Annotated in this window: 16 protein-coding genes and 5 pseudogenes; 14 read left to right on the top strand and 7 right to left on the bottom strand. The window is 67.7% G+C overall.

Going from position 1 to position 17918, the window contains the following annotated elements; all coding sequences use genetic code 11:
- Positions 1–4 precede the first annotated feature (4 nt).
- Positions 5–2770, top strand: coding sequence for an AAA family ATPase (locus tag ACIBEI_RS05155; RefSeq protein ID WP_398885257.1), 2766 nt, complete (start codon positions 5–7; stop codon positions 2768–2770).
- 401 nt (positions 2771–3171) lie between these two features.
- On the opposite strand, the pseudogene ACIBEI_RS05160 reads toward ACIBEI_RS05155, so the two are convergent.
- A pseudogene (locus ACIBEI_RS05160) lies at positions 3172–3448 on the bottom strand (transposase); the annotation flags it as partial.
- Positions 3449–3958: 510 nt separating this feature from the next.
- On the opposite strand from ACIBEI_RS05160, the pseudogene ACIBEI_RS05165 reads away from it, so the two are divergent.
- Together ACIBEI_RS05165 and ACIBEI_RS05170 are read left to right on the top strand one after the other, a co-directional pair.
- Positions 3959–4150, top strand: a pseudogene (locus ACIBEI_RS05165) (hypothetical protein); the annotation flags it as partial.
- A 104-nt stretch (positions 4151–4254) separates the two neighbouring features.
- Complete coding sequence (locus ACIBEI_RS05170) at positions 4255–6060, top strand: cholesterol oxidase substrate-binding domain-containing protein (RefSeq protein WP_398885259.1); 1806 nt, start codon at positions 4255–4257, stop codon at positions 6058–6060.
- A 7-nt stretch (positions 6061–6067) separates the two neighbouring features.
- Here ACIBEI_RS05170 and ACIBEI_RS05175 read toward each other — a convergent pair.
- Positions 6068–6199, bottom strand: a pseudogene (locus tag ACIBEI_RS05175) (IS5/IS1182 family transposase); the annotation flags it as partial.
- 250 nt (positions 6200–6449) lie between these two features.
- Here ACIBEI_RS05175 and ACIBEI_RS05180 point away from each other — a divergent pair.
- Entirely contained in the window at positions 6450–7226 is a 777-nt protein-coding gene (locus ACIBEI_RS05180; protein ID WP_398885260.1) for an ATP-binding protein, read from the top strand.
- On the opposite strand, the gene ACIBEI_RS05185 is transcribed toward ACIBEI_RS05180, so the two are convergent.
- On the bottom strand, positions 7153–7944 hold the full coding sequence (locus ACIBEI_RS05185; protein WP_398885262.1) for an HAD family hydrolase: 792 nt from the start codon (positions 7942–7944) through the stop codon (positions 7153–7155). The two genes, ACIBEI_RS05180 and ACIBEI_RS05185, sit on opposite strands and share 74 nt — an antisense overlap.
- 468 nt (positions 7945–8412) lie before the next feature.
- Here ACIBEI_RS05185 and ACIBEI_RS05190 point away from each other — a divergent pair, with 468 nt between their 5' ends.
- Genes ACIBEI_RS05190 through ACIBEI_RS05200 form a run of 3 tightly spaced genes read left to right on the top strand, consistent with a single transcriptional unit; the run spans position 8413 to position 10790 of the window.
- Positions 8413–9222, top strand: a complete 810-nt coding sequence (locus ACIBEI_RS05190) for an ABC transporter ATP-binding protein (RefSeq protein WP_398885264.1) — start codon at positions 8413–8415, stop codon at positions 9220–9222.
- Complete coding sequence (locus ACIBEI_RS05195; RefSeq protein WP_398885266.1) at positions 9219–9980, top strand: ABC transporter permease; 762 nt, start codon at positions 9219–9221, stop codon at positions 9978–9980. Before ACIBEI_RS05190 ends, ACIBEI_RS05195 begins: the two co-directional genes overlap by 4 nt.
- 15 nt (positions 9981–9995) lie before the next feature.
- Positions 9996–10790 (top strand): MerR family transcriptional regulator, encoded by a 795-nt coding sequence (locus ACIBEI_RS05200; protein WP_398885268.1) that lies wholly within the window; start codon positions 9996–9998, stop codon positions 10788–10790.
- A gap of 69 nt (positions 10791–10859) precedes the next feature.
- On the opposite strand, the gene ACIBEI_RS05205 is transcribed toward ACIBEI_RS05200, so the two are convergent.
- On the bottom strand, positions 10860–11108 hold the full coding sequence (locus ACIBEI_RS05205; protein ID WP_398885270.1) for a hypothetical protein: 249 nt from the start codon (positions 11106–11108) through the stop codon (positions 10860–10862).
- 369 nt (positions 11109–11477) lie between these two features.
- On the opposite strand from ACIBEI_RS05205, the gene ACIBEI_RS05210 reads away from it, so the two are divergent.
- Positions 11478–11666, top strand: a complete 189-nt coding sequence (locus tag ACIBEI_RS05210; protein ID WP_398885272.1) for a hypothetical protein — start codon at positions 11478–11480, stop codon at positions 11664–11666.
- A gap of 510 nt (positions 11667–12176) precedes the next feature.
- On the opposite strand, the pseudogene ACIBEI_RS05215 reads toward ACIBEI_RS05210, so the two are convergent.
- Positions 12177–12614, bottom strand: a pseudogene (locus tag ACIBEI_RS05215) (dihydrofolate reductase); the annotation flags it as partial.
- 47 nt (positions 12615–12661) lie between these two features.
- Here ACIBEI_RS05215 and ACIBEI_RS05220 point away from each other — a divergent pair.
- Positions 12662–12845, top strand: a pseudogene (locus ACIBEI_RS05220) (ABC-2 family transporter protein); the annotation flags it as partial.
- Here ACIBEI_RS05220 and ACIBEI_RS05225 read toward each other — a convergent pair.
- Positions 12833–13825, bottom strand: a complete 993-nt coding sequence (locus tag ACIBEI_RS05225; RefSeq protein WP_398885274.1) for a helix-turn-helix domain-containing protein — start codon at positions 13823–13825, stop codon at positions 12833–12835. The pseudogene ACIBEI_RS05220 and the gene ACIBEI_RS05225 sit on opposite strands and share 13 nt — an antisense overlap.
- 108 nt (positions 13826–13933) lie before the next feature.
- On the opposite strand from ACIBEI_RS05225, the gene ACIBEI_RS05230 reads away from it, so the two are divergent.
- The 5 genes from ACIBEI_RS05230 to ACIBEI_RS05250 all read left to right on the top strand — a co-directional run bounded on the left by ACIBEI_RS05230 (position 13934) and on the right by ACIBEI_RS05250 (position 17467).
- A complete protein-coding gene (locus tag ACIBEI_RS05230) occupies positions 13934–14452 on the top strand; it encodes a peptidoglycan-binding protein (RefSeq protein ID WP_398885276.1) in 519 nt (172 codons plus the stop codon).
- A gap of 98 nt (positions 14453–14550) precedes the next feature.
- On the top strand, positions 14551–14925 hold the full coding sequence (locus ACIBEI_RS05235; protein WP_398885278.1) for a peptidoglycan-binding protein: 375 nt from the start codon (positions 14551–14553) through the stop codon (positions 14923–14925).
- A gap of 41 nt (positions 14926–14966) precedes the next feature.
- Complete coding sequence (locus ACIBEI_RS05240) at positions 14967–15731, top strand: peptidoglycan recognition family protein (RefSeq protein ID WP_398885280.1); 765 nt, start codon at positions 14967–14969, stop codon at positions 15729–15731.
- A 655-nt stretch (positions 15732–16386) separates the two neighbouring features.
- Positions 16387–16704, top strand: a complete 318-nt coding sequence (locus tag ACIBEI_RS05245; protein ID WP_398885282.1) for a hypothetical protein — start codon at positions 16387–16389, stop codon at positions 16702–16704.
- Positions 16705–16708: 4 nt separating this feature from the next.
- Positions 16709–17467, top strand: a complete 759-nt coding sequence (locus ACIBEI_RS05250) for an ATP-dependent DNA ligase (RefSeq protein WP_398886285.1) — start codon at positions 16709–16711, stop codon at positions 17465–17467.
- Between the two features lie 71 nt (positions 17468–17538).
- On the opposite strand, the gene ACIBEI_RS05255 is transcribed toward ACIBEI_RS05250, so the two are convergent.
- Positions 17539–17793 (bottom strand): pentapeptide repeat-containing protein, encoded by a 255-nt coding sequence (locus ACIBEI_RS05255; protein WP_398886287.1) that lies wholly within the window; start codon positions 17791–17793, stop codon positions 17539–17541.
- Positions 17794–17918: the final 125 nt, after the last annotated feature.

Consider the following 17918-nt stretch of genomic DNA (forward strand, 5'->3'; position numbering starts at 1 on the left):
CGCCATGGCGAGGAGCGGTTCGAGTGCCGGACTCCTCGGGAGGCAGAACGAGTGCCGGGTTCTCGACGACCTCTTGACAGGCGCCAGGGCTGGGCGGAGCGGGGTCTTGGTCCTGCGCGGTGAGGCAGGGATCGGGAAGACCGAGCTGTTGAGGTACCTCCTCGATCGTGCCGCTGGATGCCGCACCGTCAGGGTGGCCGGCGTCCAGTCCGAGATGGAGCTCTCCTACGCCGGCCTGCACCAGCTCTGCGCCCCACTGCTGGCCGACCTCGACAATCTCCCCGTACCTCAGCGCGACGCGCTAGGCACGGCGTTCGGTCTGCGCGCCGGCGATGCGCCCGACCGGTTCCTCGTGGGCCTGGCCACTCTGAGCCTCCTCGCGGACGCCGGAGGAAACCAGCCGCTGGTCTGCATCATCGATGACGCACAGTGGCTGGATCGCGCGTCCGCACTGACCTTGGAGTTCGTCGCCCGGCGGCTGCTCGCGGAATCGATTCTGCTCGTCTTCGCCGTCCGCGAGCCCAGCGTCGGCGAGGCTCTTGGCAGCCTGCCCGAACTGCCCGTCACGGGGCTGACCGAGCGTGACTCCCAAACACTCCTCGACTCGGCCGTTACCGGGCCGCTCGATGAGCGGGTGCGCGACCGCATCGTCGCGGAGTCGCGCGGTAACCCGCTGGCACTGCTCGAGCTGCCTCGCGGGTTGACCGCGGCGGACATGGCCGGCGGCTTCGCGCGTCCGGATGCATGGCCGTTGTCGAGCCAGATCGAGCAGGGTTTCCTCCGCCGTGTCCAGGCGCTTCCGGCCGAGACGCAACGCCTGCTGTTCACCGCAGCCGCCGAGCCGATGGGCGACGTGACGTTGTTGAGGCGTGCGGCCGAGCAGTTGGGGATCGACGTGGACGCCGCTGCGTCGCACGCCGACGCAGCGGAGCTGCTCACACTCGGCACCCGGGTGCGGTTCCGGCACCCGCTGGTGCGCTCGGCGGCCTATCGCGCGGCGGGCCCGAACGACCGTCGCGAGGTACACAAGGCGCTGGCTGACGCGACCGATGCTCAGCTCGATCCCGATCGTCGGGCCTGGCACCTGGCGCGCGCGGCCTCAGACCATGACGAAACGGTGGCTGCCGAGCTGGAGCGTTCGGCGGACCGGGCGCAGGCGCGCGGCGGGATTGCGGCGGCGGCGGCGTTCCTCGATCAAGCTGCTGAGCTGACGCCCGATCCCGCACGACGTGCGCAGCGCACAGTGGATGCTGCACAGGCAAAGCTCCGCGCCGGTGCGTTTGAGCCAGCGGTTGCTCTCCTCGCCACTGCGGAGGCCGGCCCCCTCGACGAGCTCGGACGCGCGCGGATCGATGTACTGCATGCCCAGATCGCGTTCGCGCAGGGCCACGGCAGTGAGGCTCCTCCGCTGCTGCTGGCCGCCGCTCGCCGGCTCGAGCAGCTCGACGTGGCGCTCGCTCGTGATACCTACTTGGAAACAGTCTCGGCGGTGATATTCGCCGGCCACCTGGCGCGCAGCCCCGGGTGGCGGGAGGTCGGCGAGGCGGCTCGCGGGGCGCCGCCGCAGCTGCTGCGCGCGCCCGACATGCTGCTGGATGCCCTTGCCGTGCGTCTCACCGACGGCTACGCGGCCTCGACGCCGTTGATCGAGCGAGTCCTCGGGGCGTTCTGTGACGAGGACGTCTCCGTCCAGGACTCGCTGCGCTGGCTCCTGCTTGCCGGGATCATCGCGGCGGATCTATGGGACCACGAGCGCTGGCACACAGTCGCAGCCCGTCACGTGGCGATCGCCCGTGAGGCCGGCGCACTCAGCGAGCTGCCCCTTGCGCTCGACTCCTTCGCCGTCGTGCACGTCTTCGCCGGCGAGCTCCCGGCGGCGACGTCGCTGATCGAGGAGGCAAGAACGGTGAGTGCGGCGATCGGGAGCAACCAGCCGCCCTTCGGGGCGCTCGCATTGGCTGCCGTTCGTGGTCGCGAGCGCGAGGCACGCACGCTGATCGACGCCACGATCAGCGAGTCCGTGCCGCGTGGCCAGGGGCTCGGAGTTACCGTCGCGCACTCCCACCACGCGGTGCTCTGCAACGGCCTCGCCCAATACGAGGTCGCTCTGGCCGCGGCCCAAGCAGCAGCCGCCCACCAGTGGGAGTTCGGCGCGCCGCGATGGGGCTTGGCCGAGCTGGTCGAGGCGGCCGTACGTAGCGGCGCGCCCGGGCTGGCGACCGACGCGCTCGACCAACTCTCGGAGACGACACGAGCCAGCGGCACCGACTGGGCGCTCGGTATCGAAGCGCGCTCGCGCGCCCTACTGAGCGAGGGGGACGCCGCGGAGCGGCTCTACCGTGAGGCGATCGAGCGCCTCGCCCGGACCCGGGTCCGCGTGGAGCTGGCCCGCACACACCTCTTGCACGGCGAGTGGCTGCGCCGCGAGAACCGACGCGTCGATGCCCGCGCCCAACTGGGCGTCGCACACGAGATGTTCAGCCAGATCGGGGCCGAGGCGTTCGCCGAACGCGCGCGAAGCGAGCTGCAAGCCACGGGTGCGACGGTTCGGAAACGGACCCTCGCGACGCACACGGCCCTCACTCCTCAGGAAGCACAGATCGCTCGACTTGCCAGCGATGGGCTCACCAATCCCGAGATCGGCGCCCGGTTGTTCCTCAGCCGGCACACGGTCGAGTGGCACCTTCGCAAGGTGTTCTCGAAGCTGGGCATTGCCTCCCGCAAGGAGATCCACACCAGGTCGCTCGAAGGCGAGGCAACGTCAGCCTAGGCCAGAACGAGCGTCAACTGAGCGTCATTTCAACATCAAGACATCGCCCGTAACACCCACACCGCACAAATACCCAGACACAAAGCCACAGGTCAGAACCCATTAGCCGCCAGTTCAAGGATCAGCACGCACTCCACGTGATGCGTCATCGGAAACACGTGGAGACAATACCGAGGCCCCAACCACCCGTGCCGGCGCCGATTGGGCCCTATGCACTTCACCTCCGCTGAGCGGATCAGGCTATCCGTCACGGCCCGTTTACCGAAACCGGTGATTCGCGGACTATTAGCAGTTCACCGTGTCTCCCCGCTTCCCCACTGCCCCGGAAGCAACTGGACCCGAAAGGCACTGTTGACAGGAGTGCCCAGCCAGAGCGGCGAAACGCCTCACGGCCATGTTCAGTAATTGAGCTGGGCGAAGATTCCTTCGTCGCGCCACGCGGCGTAGTAGGCATAGACGGTGCCGTGGCTCGGGAAGTCGTGCGGGAGGTATTTCCAAGGGATTCCCGTGCGGTTGACGTAGAGGATCGCAATTGAAGATGTCGCGGCGTTCGACTTTCGCTGGCTGCCCGGTTGGTCTGCGGTCGAGCCGGGCTCTTCTCCAGGCCGTCAGCGTCGGCTCGATCAGGGCCCATCGCGCGTCGGACAGGTCGCTAGGGTACGGCTTGCGCTCGCTCACGGCGTAGCGCGATCACGGCAAAGCCGGAAGGCTCGGTTCCGCTGTTCATCAGGCGATTCCGTGGCATCTTCAAACCAGACGGACTTCCGGGCACGGAAGCGAACGAGACGGATGGCCGAGCCTCCGCCCCTGAGAGGGTCATTCGCCGCCTACGGGATGAAAGCCCTCAGAACAGGGCAGCGACGAGAGTCGCGAATAGGGCCTGACCTGCATAAACGCCCTCTGAAAGCTCATACCGACGCACCACGACGAGCGCGACCCCTCATCACTTGATCACCCCTGAAGACGACCCCAGACCACGCAGGGACCTGACGATGCTGCAGGCACCACCAACTTGCAGCGTCTTGGCCCCGTCTGGGACAGGGAGTGCGCACGTCATGGTCTGGTCCCCGGCCGGCGCCCTGCCCCGATCCCCGCCGTGTCCGGCTTCGAGAGCTTTGGCGGTGCGGTGGATGTGGACCGGCTCGCTGCCGCGGTGTTCCAGCCGGATACGTCGAGAAGAGTCATCTCATGTGGATCGGTAGTCTGGCGGTCGTGGTTTCGATCGTTGAGCAGCTGGCGCCGGATGAGTTGTGGGAGCTGTTTCAGCGGGTGGTCCCGGAGTCTCCCTCACGCCCTCAGGCAGGCGGCCGGCGTCGGCACGGGAACCGGGACCAGGAGGTGCTGGCTGCGATCGTGTTCGTGGCCACGTCGGGCTGTACGCCGATCGGACGGGTACGGCTTGCCGTTTGATGTTCAAGTGCTGGTTCTCGGCAGGTTATGTCAGGGAGCGTCAGTGACAAGCCGGCTCACCATACATTCAAGTCATGTCTGATCACTCGGAGTCCGCCTCACGTCCTGTTACTTCCTCGGGCCCCTTGAAGCCCTCCGTCCTCTCCCGCCGTGGTGTTCTGCGCGCCGCGGCGGCTGTCGGAGCGTTAGGCACCCCGCTTGGCGCCGTCATGGCCGGGGCCTCCCCTGCCGCTGCGGCGCCCGCCATCGTTCCGAGCGCCGCACCCGAACTACCCGCCGGGCTCGTGCCCTACCTCTCTCCCTACATCAACTGGTCCGGCGAGATCACCCACGGCGGGCTGTGGGCCTGCGCGCCCCGCACGGGGCAGGACCTCGCCGACCTCGCCAACTGGGCTCATGCAAACGGCTGGCGGCTGCGTCCTCGGGGTAAGTCGCACAACTGGTCGCCCCTGACCCTGACTTCGGCCACCGAGCCCGACGCACAGGTCCTCCTGTTGGACACCACCGAGCACCTGACGCGCGTGGAACTCACCACCCCGCCCCCCGGTGCCCCCGGCGCGGTGCGGGCCCAGGCCGGAGTGACCCTCGAAACGCTCATGGCCTTCCTCGCCGACCACGGACTGGGCGTCACCAACACCCCCGCCCCTGGGGAGTTGACCCTGGGCGGCACACTGGCCATCGATGCCCATGGCACCAGCGTCCCCGCGGACGGCGAGTCCGCCCGTCCCGGCCACACCTACGGCAGCCTCAGCAACCTCGTCCTGTCCCTCACCGCCGTCGTCTGGGACTCCGCCCGGAACGCCTACGTCGTGAAGACCTTCCACCGAGGAACCGACCAGGAGTGCGAGGCGCTGGCCACCCACCTTGGGCGCGGCCTCATCGTGGAGGCCGAGCTCCAGGTCGGCGAGGACAGCCCGCTGCGCTGCCAGAGCCGCGTCGACCTCACCGCCGACGAGCTGTTCGCCGCCCCGGGCAGCGCCCTCGCCACCCGGGGAAACACCTTCGCGGATTTCATGGCGGAGTCGGGGCGAGTGGAGACGATCTGGTTCGCCTTCACCGACCGGCCCTGGCTCAAGGTGTGGAGTCTCAGCCCCGAGCGCCCGGCCACCTCCAGGCCGGTGCACGCCCCGTACAACTACCCGTTCAGCGACGTCGTCCCAACCCCGGTCTCCCGACTGGCCGGGCTTCTCGTCGCGGGCTCCTGGCATCTCGCGCCGGTTCTCGGTGCCGCGCAGTACACAGTGGCGGCGACCGGACTGACCGCCACCGTCGCGAAGGACTTGTGGGGTCCCTCGTACACGCTCCAGTTCTACTTGCGCCCCACGACACTGCGTGAGACCGCCAACGGGTACGGGATCCTCACCCGCCGCGCCGATGTCCAGCGCGTCGTCTCCGAGTTCGCCGGTTACTACCGGCAACGGCTGGCGGCCTGGGCAGCGGTGGGCAGATTCCCGATCAACGGGCAGGTGGAAATCAGAGTCAGCGGCCTCGACCAGCCCGACGACTCCGCGGCGCCCGGCGCCCGCCCGCCACTGCTCTCCGTCGTGCGCCCGCACCCCGACCACGCGGAGTACGACTGCGTGGTGTGGGTGGACGTACTGACCCAGCCCACCTCCCCCGGAGCCCACGAGTTCTACCGGGAACTGGAGCAATTTCTCATGAGCACCTTCGACGGCGGCTACGCGCTCACGCGCGTCGAGTGGTCCAAGGGCTGGGGCTATACCGATACGGCAGCCTGGGCCGACGAGCAGATCACCGAGTCCGCGGTGCCCGCTTCGTACGGCGCCGGGCAGTGGTCCGAAGCCGTCTCCATCCTGGACCGGCTCGATCCCCACCGGGTCTTCGGAAACGGCTTCACGGATCAACTGGTGCGCTACTGAACCTCTTTCATCGTGCGTACTCGAAGGTGAGGAGGCTGTGGACTGCTGCGACCACTCTGCCGATGCGGTCGGTTGAGCATCGGGCTTGTCGTAGCAGCCGCCAGGACTTGAGGCGGGCGAAGGCGCGTTCGCCCGGCGCGCAGATCGCCCGTGACCTCACCCTCTGGATGGCCACCCGCGACTTCCCCGGACGACCCACTCAGCACAACAGCAACTTCTGAAACACGCCCTAGGTGGAAGCCCTGGTCCGCAAGCCCGGAGCATTCCCAGGGCAACCGCCCTCGAACAGGCCCGTTCCGTAGGGAAGTTCACACCGGTCCATGACGCCTGGCGGGAGGCGGCGAAGGCTGCCCACGGCGAGCGGGACGGCACCCCGGGCCCTGATCGAGGTGCTGCTGATGGGCTGGCATGTCCCCCACGATCACCTGGTCGCGGGCCTTGCCTCAGCGTTACGGGCCGGTGCCCTGACCGCAGACGCGGTCGCACTGGAGGCACGGAAGGCTGCCGAAGCCGATGAAGTCGCGGCTCCGGTTGTCCCTGCGGGGCCGGAACAGAGGAACGTGAACTCGCTGACCGAACGGCGCATCAAGGCGGCGCAGTTCCCGCGGGAGAAGTCGCTGCGGGCCTTCGACTTCGAGGCCAACGGGAACGTCGACGCAGCCGTCATTCACACCCTGGCGACCTGCGAGTGGGGCAAGAAGGGCCTGCCGCTCTGCCTGATCGGCGACTCGGGCACCGGCAAGTCCCACCTGTTGATCGCGCTCGGCGCCGAGGCCGCCATGGCCGGCTTTCGGGTCCGCTACACACTCGCCACCAAGCTGGTCCACGAGTTGGGCGAGGCCGCGGACGAGAAGATCCTGACCAAGACCATTGCCCGCTACGGACGCGTCGATCTTCTCTGCATAGATGAGTTGGGCTATATGGAGCTGGACCGCAGGGGCGCTGAGCTGCTGTTCCAGGTCCTGACGGAGCGGGAGGAGAAGAACAGCGTCGCCATCGCTTCCAACGAGTCGTTTGGCGGGTGGACGAGAACGTTCACTGGTCCGCGGCTTTGCGCGGCGATCGTCGACCGGCTCACCTTCGGCGGCAACATCATTGGGACCGGAACCGATTCCTACCGTCTTGCTCAGAAGCGGGCACGGGCCGAACAGGTACAGACTCACTGAAGGCCCCGTGGGAGGTGTCGAGTGACGTCGCGCTGTCCAGGAGAGCCGCGATGCGGGCGATGGTCTGCTCGTTGCCCTCGAAGAGGTGAGCCTGCAGTCCCGCGGCTCGGGCGGCCTCGATGTTGACGTCGTAGTCATCAATGAAGAGACAGTCCGCCGGGCGTACTTCCAAGCGAGCACACGTCATGTCGAAAGCCTGCCGGTCAGGCTTGCAGACACCGATTTCGTGGGAGTAGAGGATCTGCTCGACCAGTTCGTCAAACTGGTACATCGCTGTCTCCAGCTCACGGGCGCCCACAAAGCTGTTGCTGAGGATGCCCAGCCGACAGCGGGATCGCAGCCCGCGGACGTACTCGATCAGCTCCACGTTCGGTGTTCCCAGATACTCCTCCCACAGGTCGGACATGAACGACTCGACCTGCATGGCATCAAGGCTGAGCCGGGCACCGACCTGCGACCGCACCTGCGTCGCGGTGATCGTCCCGACGGCCCCGGCCTGCCAGACGTCATCCAGCCGCCGGTCCACGCTCCCCAGGGGCAGTCCAAGCCGCTCGTCCCATTGATGCAGCCACCCGGTCGGGGGTGTGATCTCCAAGACTCCCCCGATGTCGAGAATGACGCAGCGCGATTCCATAAGTGGTCCCCTCAGCCCGTCTCCGGCCGAGCCGAGGGCACGGAGATCGCTGGTCCGGTTGCCCTGCACACTGTCGGCCTTCACCTTCGGGCAAGGTCAAGGCCAGAGGCGCCAGGCCCAACGAGTGGGAATCACTTCACGTCCTGCGACCAGTCACTCAGCTGTTCCAGCGCTATCAGTTCTCAACGACATTTCCGAGCTGTTTGATCGCGAAGTGCTACCAAGAACCATCGACAAATGTTGCTCACTCACGCTTACGAAACCAACTTGCCGTCGGTGCAGGCGAAAGCAGGCGGGTTCGTTGTTTTCTGGCCGGTGAGTCGCAGGAACCGACGCGTGAGTGGTTCACCGACAGCTATGAGTATGGCGGGTTCGCGTCCGAACGAGCTCGGGGCGAGCCGTCCGTCATCGCTACGGTGTGTCTGGCCGGTCGGCGATCTGGATGCCGTGGTCGGAACGGGCTTGACCTTGACGCTGGGTCAACCCTCCATCCTTCCGGGAGGAGCTTCCGCGCAGTCGCCCGGAACAGCTCCGCGAAGGAGGCAGATGACCATGACAGCCCAATCGATCGCTGGTCCGGCGATTCGCGTACAAGGTCTCAAGAAGTCGTACGGGAAGCTCGAAGTGCTGCGCGGTGTGGACTTCGACGTGGTGCCGGGCAGCATCTTCGCCCTGCTCGGTTCCAACGGGGCCGGCAAGACCACAACCGTGAGGATCCTCGCCACGCTCCTGAAGGCCGACGCGGGGGGTGCGAGCGTCAATGGCTTCGACGTCGCCACGCAAGCGGCGAATGTGCGGGAGTCCATCAGTCTCACCGGGCAGTTCGCGGCCGTCGACGAGATCCTCAGCGGTCGCGAGAACCTCGCCCTGGTCGCCAGGCTGCGCCACATCAAGGACCCTGGCGCGACCGCGGATGACCTGCTGAGGCGTTTCTCGCTGAGCGAGGCGGGCGCGCGGAGAGTGTCCACGTATTCGGGTGGGATGCGCCGCCGACTGGACATCGCGATGAGCCTCATCGGGAATTCGCCGGTGATTTTCCTGGACGAGCCGACGGCCGGTCTTGATCCCGAGGCGCGCATCGAGGTGTGGGAGGCGGTCAAGGAGCTCGCCGGCCACGGAACGACAGTGCTGCTCACCACGCAGTATCTGGACGAGGCCGAGCAGCTGGCCGACCGGATCGCGATCCTCCACCAGGGGCGGATCATCGTGAACGGCACCCTCACCGAGCTCAAGCAGCTCTTCCCACCCGCCAAGGTCGAGTACGTCGAGAAGCAGCCGACTCTCGAGGAAGTCTTTCTCGCAGTCATCGGCGGCAGCGACAAGAGCGACGTCACTGGCACGACATCTGGGGGACGAGGATGACCACGTACTTCTTCAACGACACTGCCGCGCTCACGGGGCGGACCCTGCGCCATGTCACACGCAGCATGGACACCATCATCACGACCGCCATCACGCCCGTCGCCATGATGCTGATGTTCGTCTACGTGTTCGGCGGCGCCATCGATACCGGGTCGGTTCCGTACGTGAACTACATGCTGCCCGGCATCCTGCTCATGACCATCGCCTCCGGCATCTCCTACACCGCGTACCGGCTGTTCACCGATGTGAAGAGCGGGATCTTCGAACGATTCCAGTCCATGCCGATCGCGCGGTCGGGTGTGCTGTGGGCCCACGTCGTCACCTCTCTGGTCGCCAACCTGATCGCGCTCGTGCTCGTCGTAGGCGTCGCTGTGCTCATGGGCTTCCGCTCAGGGGCAGGAGTGTCGGCATGGCTCGCGGTCACCGGCATCCTGCTCCTGTTCACCCTGGCGCTGACCTGGCTCGCCGTGATCCCCGGGCTCTCTGCGTCGTCGGTCGAGGGCGCCGGCGCGTTCGCCTACCCCCTCATCTTCCTGCCGTTCGTCAGCTCGGCGTTCGTGCCCACAAAGACGATGCCCGGACCTGTGCGCTGGTTCGCCGAACATCAGCCGGTGACGTCGATCGTCAACACGATCCGCAACCTGTTCGCCCAGCAGCCGGTCGGTGACGACATCTGGACCGCCCTCGCGTGGTGCGTCGGCATCCTCGTCGTGGCGTACGTCTTCGCGATGGCGGCCTATCGCCGGAAGATCGCCTGAGGCAGGCTGAGAGCCATGCTCACCATCAGCCAGCTTGCGGCGTACGCCGGGGTGACGGTGCGGGCGGTACGTCACTACCACCGGATCGGGTTGCTGCCGGAGCCCGAGCGCGACCGGTCCGGATACCGGACCTATGACGCTGTCGCGGTCGGGCGACTGATCCGGATCCGCACCCTCGCAGACGCCGGCGTGCCGTTGGCCCGGGTGCAGGAACTCCTCGCCGCCGGCCCGGAGGAGTTCGCCGGCGGCGTCCAGGAGATCGACAAGGCCCTGCGTGCCGAGATCCGGCGGCTGCAGGACACTCGCAGCCGACTCGCCAGGCTCGCTGCCGGAGAGCACCTGACGCTTCCGCAGAGCGTTGTGGACTACCTCGACCGGCTGCGCGGTCTCGGCGTTGAGGAGCGGTACATCGAGATGGAGCGGGACGCCTGGATCATGATCGCCGCCCAGGTGCCGCATTCGATCGACTCCGTGATCGCCAAGAAGCACGAGGAGCTGGACGACCCCGACATGGTGCAGCTCTACAGCCTTCTCAGCGGGGCACTCGACTGGCCGGCCGACGATCCACGGATCGTCGAGGTCGCCGACATCATGGAGCGCCTGATGGTTCGCGCTGTGGAGGCCGGCGAGGTGGGTACCGACGACGGCATCGACGACCAGTTCGTCGACCTGCTGGACTCAACCACGGCCAACTCCTCACCGGTCGCCGAGCGACTCCGGGCGATCCTGGAGGAGCGGGGCTGGAGGGGCTGGATCCGCATCGAGCGAGTGCCTGCCGAGAGACTCAACACTGAGCTGCCGCCATCGTGAAGGCAGGTCAAGGGTCCTGGAGTGACGCTATTTGGGGGTGAACGTGCTTCCCGGGGGCGGCCGTCTGCCTCAGTGAGGAACAGGGCCGGCGCGGTGGGGGTGGGCAGCGTGGATGTACTTCATGGCAGTGGTGATGGAGATGCCGAAGGCACGGACGAGGTGGGCGACGTGACGGCCGTGGGGGCGGCGGATCAGAAGTTGCCGTCGGGTGAGCAGCACGTCGGAGAGGACGAGGTTGCGCAGATCGGCGCCGCTGGTTGCGTGGAGGGCAACCAGGGCGAGAACCAGACGGGTAGCGGGGTTGGAGCTGGTCTCCAAGAGCCCGGCCAGCCGGGTCGGGGGCCAGAGTTGTGGGCAAGTTCCTGATGGGTTGTGCGAAGGCCGCGGGTGGGGTCGGCGAAGACGAGCTTGGTGTGTTTCAGGGCTCGAAAGTGCGACCGGATCGCCACAGCGCGCTCGTGGGCGCGTGGGCCTTTGACAGCGGTGACAGCGGTCGTGATGTCAGTCGCCGTCACCTGCCGCAAGGTGGTGTAGCGGGCGGTCCAGTCAGCGAGTGGCGCGGCCAGATAGATGAGGTAGCGGCGCATAGTGGCGTAGTCGGTGATGCGGTGATGGGGCCTGCTGGCACCACGCAAGACCCCGACCCACGTGCCGAGTTCGTCGCTGATTCCTGGAGGGAAGGCGGCGATGGTGCGCTGGACGAAAGCCTCGTGGCGGTTTGCGCCGTGGCGGCGAGGTGACGAGCTGTTCGCGTTGGTCCAGGAAGGCGAGAAGCCCGCGAATGCGACCCCTGCCACCGGCCACGCGGTGCAGCGCCCGGAGTTCATCCTCGCGGAAGGCGGTGTCGGCGCCCAGCCAGGTGGCGGCCACTCGTAGTACTCGGGCACTGGGCTCGTGGACCTTCTGGTCCCAGCGAGTCTCGGTGGTGTATCGGGCGAAGTCCGCCAGTAGGGCCTTTACGGGCGGTAGCGGGGCCGGCAGCAGGGCTCCGGTCAGCGGGCGCCAGTCTCGCTCGACCTCAAAGAGGGTCGCCTGACCTTTGACTACGGCTGGCGGGCTGAACTCCGGGCGATCCGCGCGGAACTCGCGACGGATCGCGCTGCCGTTCGCCAAGGACGTTTCGGCAAACCGTAGTTGTCGCCAGGTAGAGGCGTCGGTGTCAGGACCCAGTCGAAGGCGCTGGCGAGTGCAGTCGCGGCATCGACCGTTCCGCAGAGGACGCGGCCCGGCACCACACCGATCGCAACATCCTCGCTGGTCAGCTTATACGCAACGCCAGTGCCTACAGGCGTCGCACACTTGGTTTCGGCCCCACGAAAGGCAGTGATCGCAGTTTCCTGGCTGAGGTTGGGGGCGGGCCCGTCGGGCGTGTGGCAGCAGGGCCCTCTCGTGGTCGAGGTGAGCGGCAAGCACCTGGCCACCGACGTCGCCAGCGGCGACCTCAACCATGCGGTCACCCGCAAGCTCCTGCGCCTTGGCCACGGCTGCCTTGACACCGTCGACGAAGTGATCGGCGCCTCGGGGCCCCACCCCTCGGGCATCGACCGGTGCGACACGACGACCACGTGGTCGATCCCGCCCGGAGGCTTCCCGGCCCAGCCGTCCGTCAGGTCGAAGACGTGGCGGCCGACGATCGTCACTCCGATCTGGTCCCAGTACGGCCGGGTGTAGTCGTAGGACGTCTGCGACACCTTCAGCTCACCGCTCTCGTCCAACGGGACGTGACCGCTGGACAACCAGTCGAACAGCGGGTCCGGGGTATTCATTCTCGTCCGCGACGAAGCCGTTCACCGACACCGAGCTGTACATGACCACCTTGCCCACGGGGCTCTCCTCTGCTTTGGGGTGCCCCAAATTGGCGGTTGTCCTGGCTGCTGACGTTCGGGCTGCCGCTGGCCTTCGTGGCGTACTTCCCGGCCGGGGCGATCACCGGGCATGGTTCGACCCTGGGTGTGCCGGTATGGCTGACCGAGCTGTCACCACTGATCGGCCCTCGGCCTGTATCTCCTCTCACGACTGCTGTGGTCGTGGACCTTCGAGCACTACACGGGGTGAACGGCTGACCGCAGCAGTGCGGCGCCCGTGGGAGTCAGGGTGTGCAGAACGGTCTGGCCCTGGCGGTGGCTGATGAGCAGACCCGCGTCGCGCAGGACGGTGGTGTGGCGGCTGGCGGCTGCCGCGGAGACACCCGCGGCGCGGGCGAGTTCACTGGTGGTCGCGCCGGCCGTGGCCGCCCGGAGTATGACGGCGCGTGTCGTGCCGAGGAGCGCGGAGAGCGGTGCCCGTGGCTCCTGGGCACCGGCGGTGTCTGTGCGGGGGGCTTCGTGGCGCAGCGGATAGGCGAGGACGGGTGGGAGACCAGAGTCGGCCAGCGACACCGGGCCGCCCCAGCAGAAGTACGAGGGTACGAGCGTGAGGCCGCGTCCCCGCAGATACAGGTCGCGGTCCTCCGCGTAGTCGACCTCCAGCACGGGATACCGCCAGCGCATGTACGGCCCCAGCCCGGCCAGGAGGCCGTCGGTGCCGCCGTCGAGCAGGGCTCGGGCGCGGACGGAGCGGTCGGCGTCGACGTGTGCCTGTATGTGATCGCTGTGCGGAAGGATCGCGACGTCGTAGTAGGTCCGGACCGTCCGGACGAATTCCTTGCGTCCGCTCTGGTCGGCCAGCCCCTGGGACCAGTCGGGAGCGCCGCTCACCCGGTCCAGGATGCTGAGTTCACGCAGGATCCGCTGCCGGGGGACGGCGAGGATCGCGTCCAGGCCGGCGTCCAGGCCTTCGGATGCTTCGCCGGGCGTGAGGAAATCCGGGAAATAGGCGCCGCGCGGATAGAGGGGTAACAGCACGTCGCGGACAGCAGGCGCGAGGCCTTTGCCGTGCACGGCCGCGCGAGCGGTGCGGTGCCAGCCGGCGTACGACCACCGGCCTCGGCGGATCTGGAAGCGGAGCAGGCTGAAGAAGATCTCCCAGAGCGGATCCGGCCTGGCCGCCACCCGGACGCGCGCGAGATCGGCGTCCGTGAAATGGATACGGAGCATGCAACTCCCCTTGATGAGCTGGGCATTTGCGCTCGGTCGCAAAAGTATGTCGACGCCGCGTGGGACATGACAAGGTCATTCTCAGCAACTTCGACAGGGGAGGAACCAGTGAGCGGTTTATCCGTGTTCGGTACTTGGGCACGACGGGGCGCGATCACCGCCGCGGCGGTCATGCTGGCGGGAGTGGGGCTGGCGCCGTCGGCGCAGGCGAGTGTGTCCCAGGGCGGCATATATGGCTCCGGAGTGGTGACGGACGACTGGGGGGACGAAGGGCCGCTCTCCACCACGAGCAACTCGCACAACATCGTGGTGGCCCTCTGGCAGTCCATCCTGATCGCCGACGGTTACCTGCCGGGAGGCAGCGCCGACTGCTATTTCGGGCCCAACACCAAAGCGGCGACGATCAGATGGCAGGCAGACCGCAACCTCGGTGATGACGGGATCGTCGGCCCGCTGACGTTCGGCAGGGCGGACAACAACCTCTACTGGGTCGGGTCCGAAATCCGGTACAACGGACGCGATCTGGACCTTTACAACATGCACCGGACGAGTTCCGGCCGGTGGTATGCCGACGGCGGCGGCAGCACGGTCTACTTCAGCTACACCAGCACCAACGGTTGCCCCTGACCTCCGACCGACGGGCCCCGGCCGCCACCGGATCGTGGCCGCCGGGGCCCGTCGCCCTGCCCGGCACCATGGCCGCCACCAACCTTGGAGAAGACATCGTGCGCACCCGCACCCCCCGCTCGGCCCTCGCCTTTGGCGCCGCCGTACTGGCCGCCGGAGGGCTGCTGACCGGCGCCCCCACGGCGAGCGCCGCGGCGGCCGAGACCTACTGCAACCACATCGACGACTCCGCTCGCCCCACGGTCAGCCCCGGGGCCACGGGGGACGCGGTCCGCCAGGTGCAGTGCCTCATCAACTACTACAGCAAGTACTCCAACTGGCTTGAGGAGGACGGAGGTTACGGCCCGAAAACGCTGGAGGGCGTGCACTGGGTGCAGACCTGCAACGCCACCACGGGCGGTGCGGACGGCGTCGTGGGCCCCAGCACATGGTCCGCCCTCTACACCCCCAAGCCCGCCTGCGCCCTCTCGTGACAGCCACATCCCGCGGATCCTCCCGACAGGAAGACCACACCATGACCCCCTCGGACTTCCACGGCTCCCGGAGCACGGTACGGACGGCCCCGCCGGTTTCCCGACGTGTGCTCCTCGGAGCCCTCGGGGCCGCCGCCGCGCTCAGCGCGGTGCCCCGTCCGCGCGCCGCGGCGGCTGCCACCACGTCCGCGGCCTACCCGCTGCTGACCCGTGCGCAGTGGGGCGCGGACGAGAGACTACGTTTCGCCGCTGACGGCACCGAAATCTGGCCGCCGCAGTACTACCCCGTCCAGACGATCAGTGTTCACCACACCGGCGACAACATCTACAATCCGGATCCGGCCGCGTGGATCCGCTCGCTCTACCGCACCGATGTGCAGGTCGACGGTTACGGCGACATCGGCTACAACTACCTGATCGACGAGAACGGCCGGGTGTACGAGGGGCGTTGGTCCGGAACTGACGGTACGGTCGCACATGATGCCGCGGGACGGCTCGTCACCGGGGCGCACATCCTGGGGTACAACACCGGAAACATCGGCATAGTTCTGCTGGGCACGCTGATCGACACGCCCGCGTCCCCCGCCGCGCGCAACGCGCTGGTCCAGCTCCTGGCCGACCTCGCCGCGCGGCACTCGATCGCCCCCTTGGGCAAGGTGGTCTACCGCAATCCCGTCAGCGGGGTCAGCCGGCCCGCGCCGGCCATCGGCGGGCACCACCATTGGGCGGACACCACCTGCCCAGGCACGCTGTTCACCGCCATGCCGACCATCCGTGAGGAGGTCGCCGACTTGATCGCCCGTTGACGCATCGTCGGGCAACTGCCTCAACTCGACTGGTCTGCCAGCCGAGTTGAGGCAACCGTGTTGAACCTGCTCGGGGTGACTTCTTGACCGGGTTCGGGGTGACGGGGCCGGGGTTACGCCCGACGGCGGCCCTTCCCCAAGGCATCGGCATCGGCATCGGCGATAGTGATGCCGAGCTTTAGCGATGTTGCCCGCCGCCGTCATGCGTCATGACGGGGCGGGCCCACGATGGGGGCGATGGCGACCAGGACGTCCTGGAGCTTCGCGGCGGTCATGCCGGCGTGGAGGGCGGAGTCGATGTGGGCCAGCTCAGACCGATCCCGTCTACGACTGGAGCGGCCACAGCAAGGGGGGCGCATACCAGTCCTGGGCCCTAGACCGGCGGCTTACCGCGGCCGAGGCCCGCGTACTGAGGGGGATCAACCTCAATGACCCGCGCAGCAAGGACCGTCTGGCCCGCTGGGCGCGGTCGATCGGCGCCCGCCCGATTCTCGAGAGACCCGAGGTCGTGCTGACGTTCTAGCTCCGGGGGATCCGCACGAAGCCGGTCGTCATCAACCAGTTCCGGGTGAACGTCGATGAAGCCACCTGCCGTACCTCCAAGGCCGTGACGGTCATCAGCTTCACATCCCAAGGGGGCGGAGCCCCAGCACAGTTGACATTCGATCTCGACGACCCCCACCCCGTCGCCGAGCTCGAAGACGAAGAGGGCTCCGGCCCCTACCAGGCGCGCCGCTTCGACTCCCTCAGCGCCGACGGCGAACCGTCCGGCTTCCGTGTCCAGGCGTACTCCCAGAAGACCTGCGAATGGACCATCAAGGCGGACTGGGAGGACTCGTTCGGTAAGGACACCTTCACCATCGACGACAATGGCAGACCCTTCGCCATCGAAGCCCCCGTCAACGCCACGGACATTTGGGTCGACAACTGGACGACGAAGCGGTTCGTCCCCGTAGAAGAGTTCCGCTGGTAAGTACCTGTGCCCGAGGGTCGCGGCGCCTACCTCAACTCGCCGACCGCCAGAGCGGCAAAGTAGGAGACCCGCGGGCGGGTTCAAGCCCTCCGTCGTTCAGGAGACCGCGAACTCGCGCGCTTCCGCCTTCGACGTCCTACGCCTGGCGGGCATCACCACCATGACGTGGCCCTACCGGTGCCGCCGCGCCGCACTCGAGGAACTGTTCCGCGAGCATCAGCTGACGGCGGCGTGGGCCCTGTGCCCGTCGACCACCGACCCGGACACCGTGCGCGAGTGGCTGACCTCGTGGACCGCAGCCGGCCTGGAAGGCGTCGTCCTCAAACGACTCGACAGCCCATATCGGCCCTCAGCGAGAGGGTGGCTGAAGTACGAGGTTCGCGAGACGACCAAAGCCATCGTCGGGGCGGTCACCGGCCCCGTCGCGGCCGCGCCCACGCTGCTGCTCGTCAGATACGACGCCGCCAGCCACTTCCAGTACACCGGCCGCACCACCACACTCCCCCAGACTGACGGCCGCACGGTCGCCGGTCTGCTCACTCCGGCAGGGGCCGGTCACCCGTGGACGGGCTGGTCGTTCTCAGCCGGGTGGGGCAGCCGGGAGACGCTGGACGTCGCCCTGGCCCGGCCCGAACTGATGGTGGGAGTCGGCGTCGACGTCGCCCGCGACGCCTCCGGCCGCTGGCGCCACCCCGCCCGCTGGCACCGCGCCAGACCCGACCTCTCCCCAACCGACGTCACACTCTTCAACAACCCCGGATAGCCGCCGCTGCCCCGCCCTGTACGGGGACGTCTCCACAGGACACGCGAACAACCATCCCCACACACCGCGTGTCACGAAGCTTCAGGTGCCCCGACCAAGACGTAAAACCTGCCAGGCATCTTGGTGTGTTCGTCTGACCTGGCTGAAGTGGCCTGCCCTGGCGTCAAGCCACGGGCACTGGATAGATCAGCCCCGGACAGTCCGGCATCCGTGAACGTCGCCCCGGACAGGCTTGCATCCGTGTACGTCGCTCTGGGCAGGTGGGCCCACGTGAACGTCGCCCCGTGCAGGCGGGCCCGCGTGAACGGAGCCTGGCGGTGTGCCACGTACAGGTCAGCGTGCGCATCATGAGCAAGACCGTCGCCACGTGGTCCGAAGCCCTGCGGACGGAGCCGCCAGTAAGCGCCGCCGCGGTCGTAGCGGGCGGCCGCCCGGTTCAGGAGGCGAGGTG

The organism is Streptomyces sp. NPDC050988 (genome assembly GCF_044456225.1).
GTDB lineage: Bacteria > Actinomycetota > Actinomycetes > Streptomycetales > Streptomycetaceae > Streptomyces.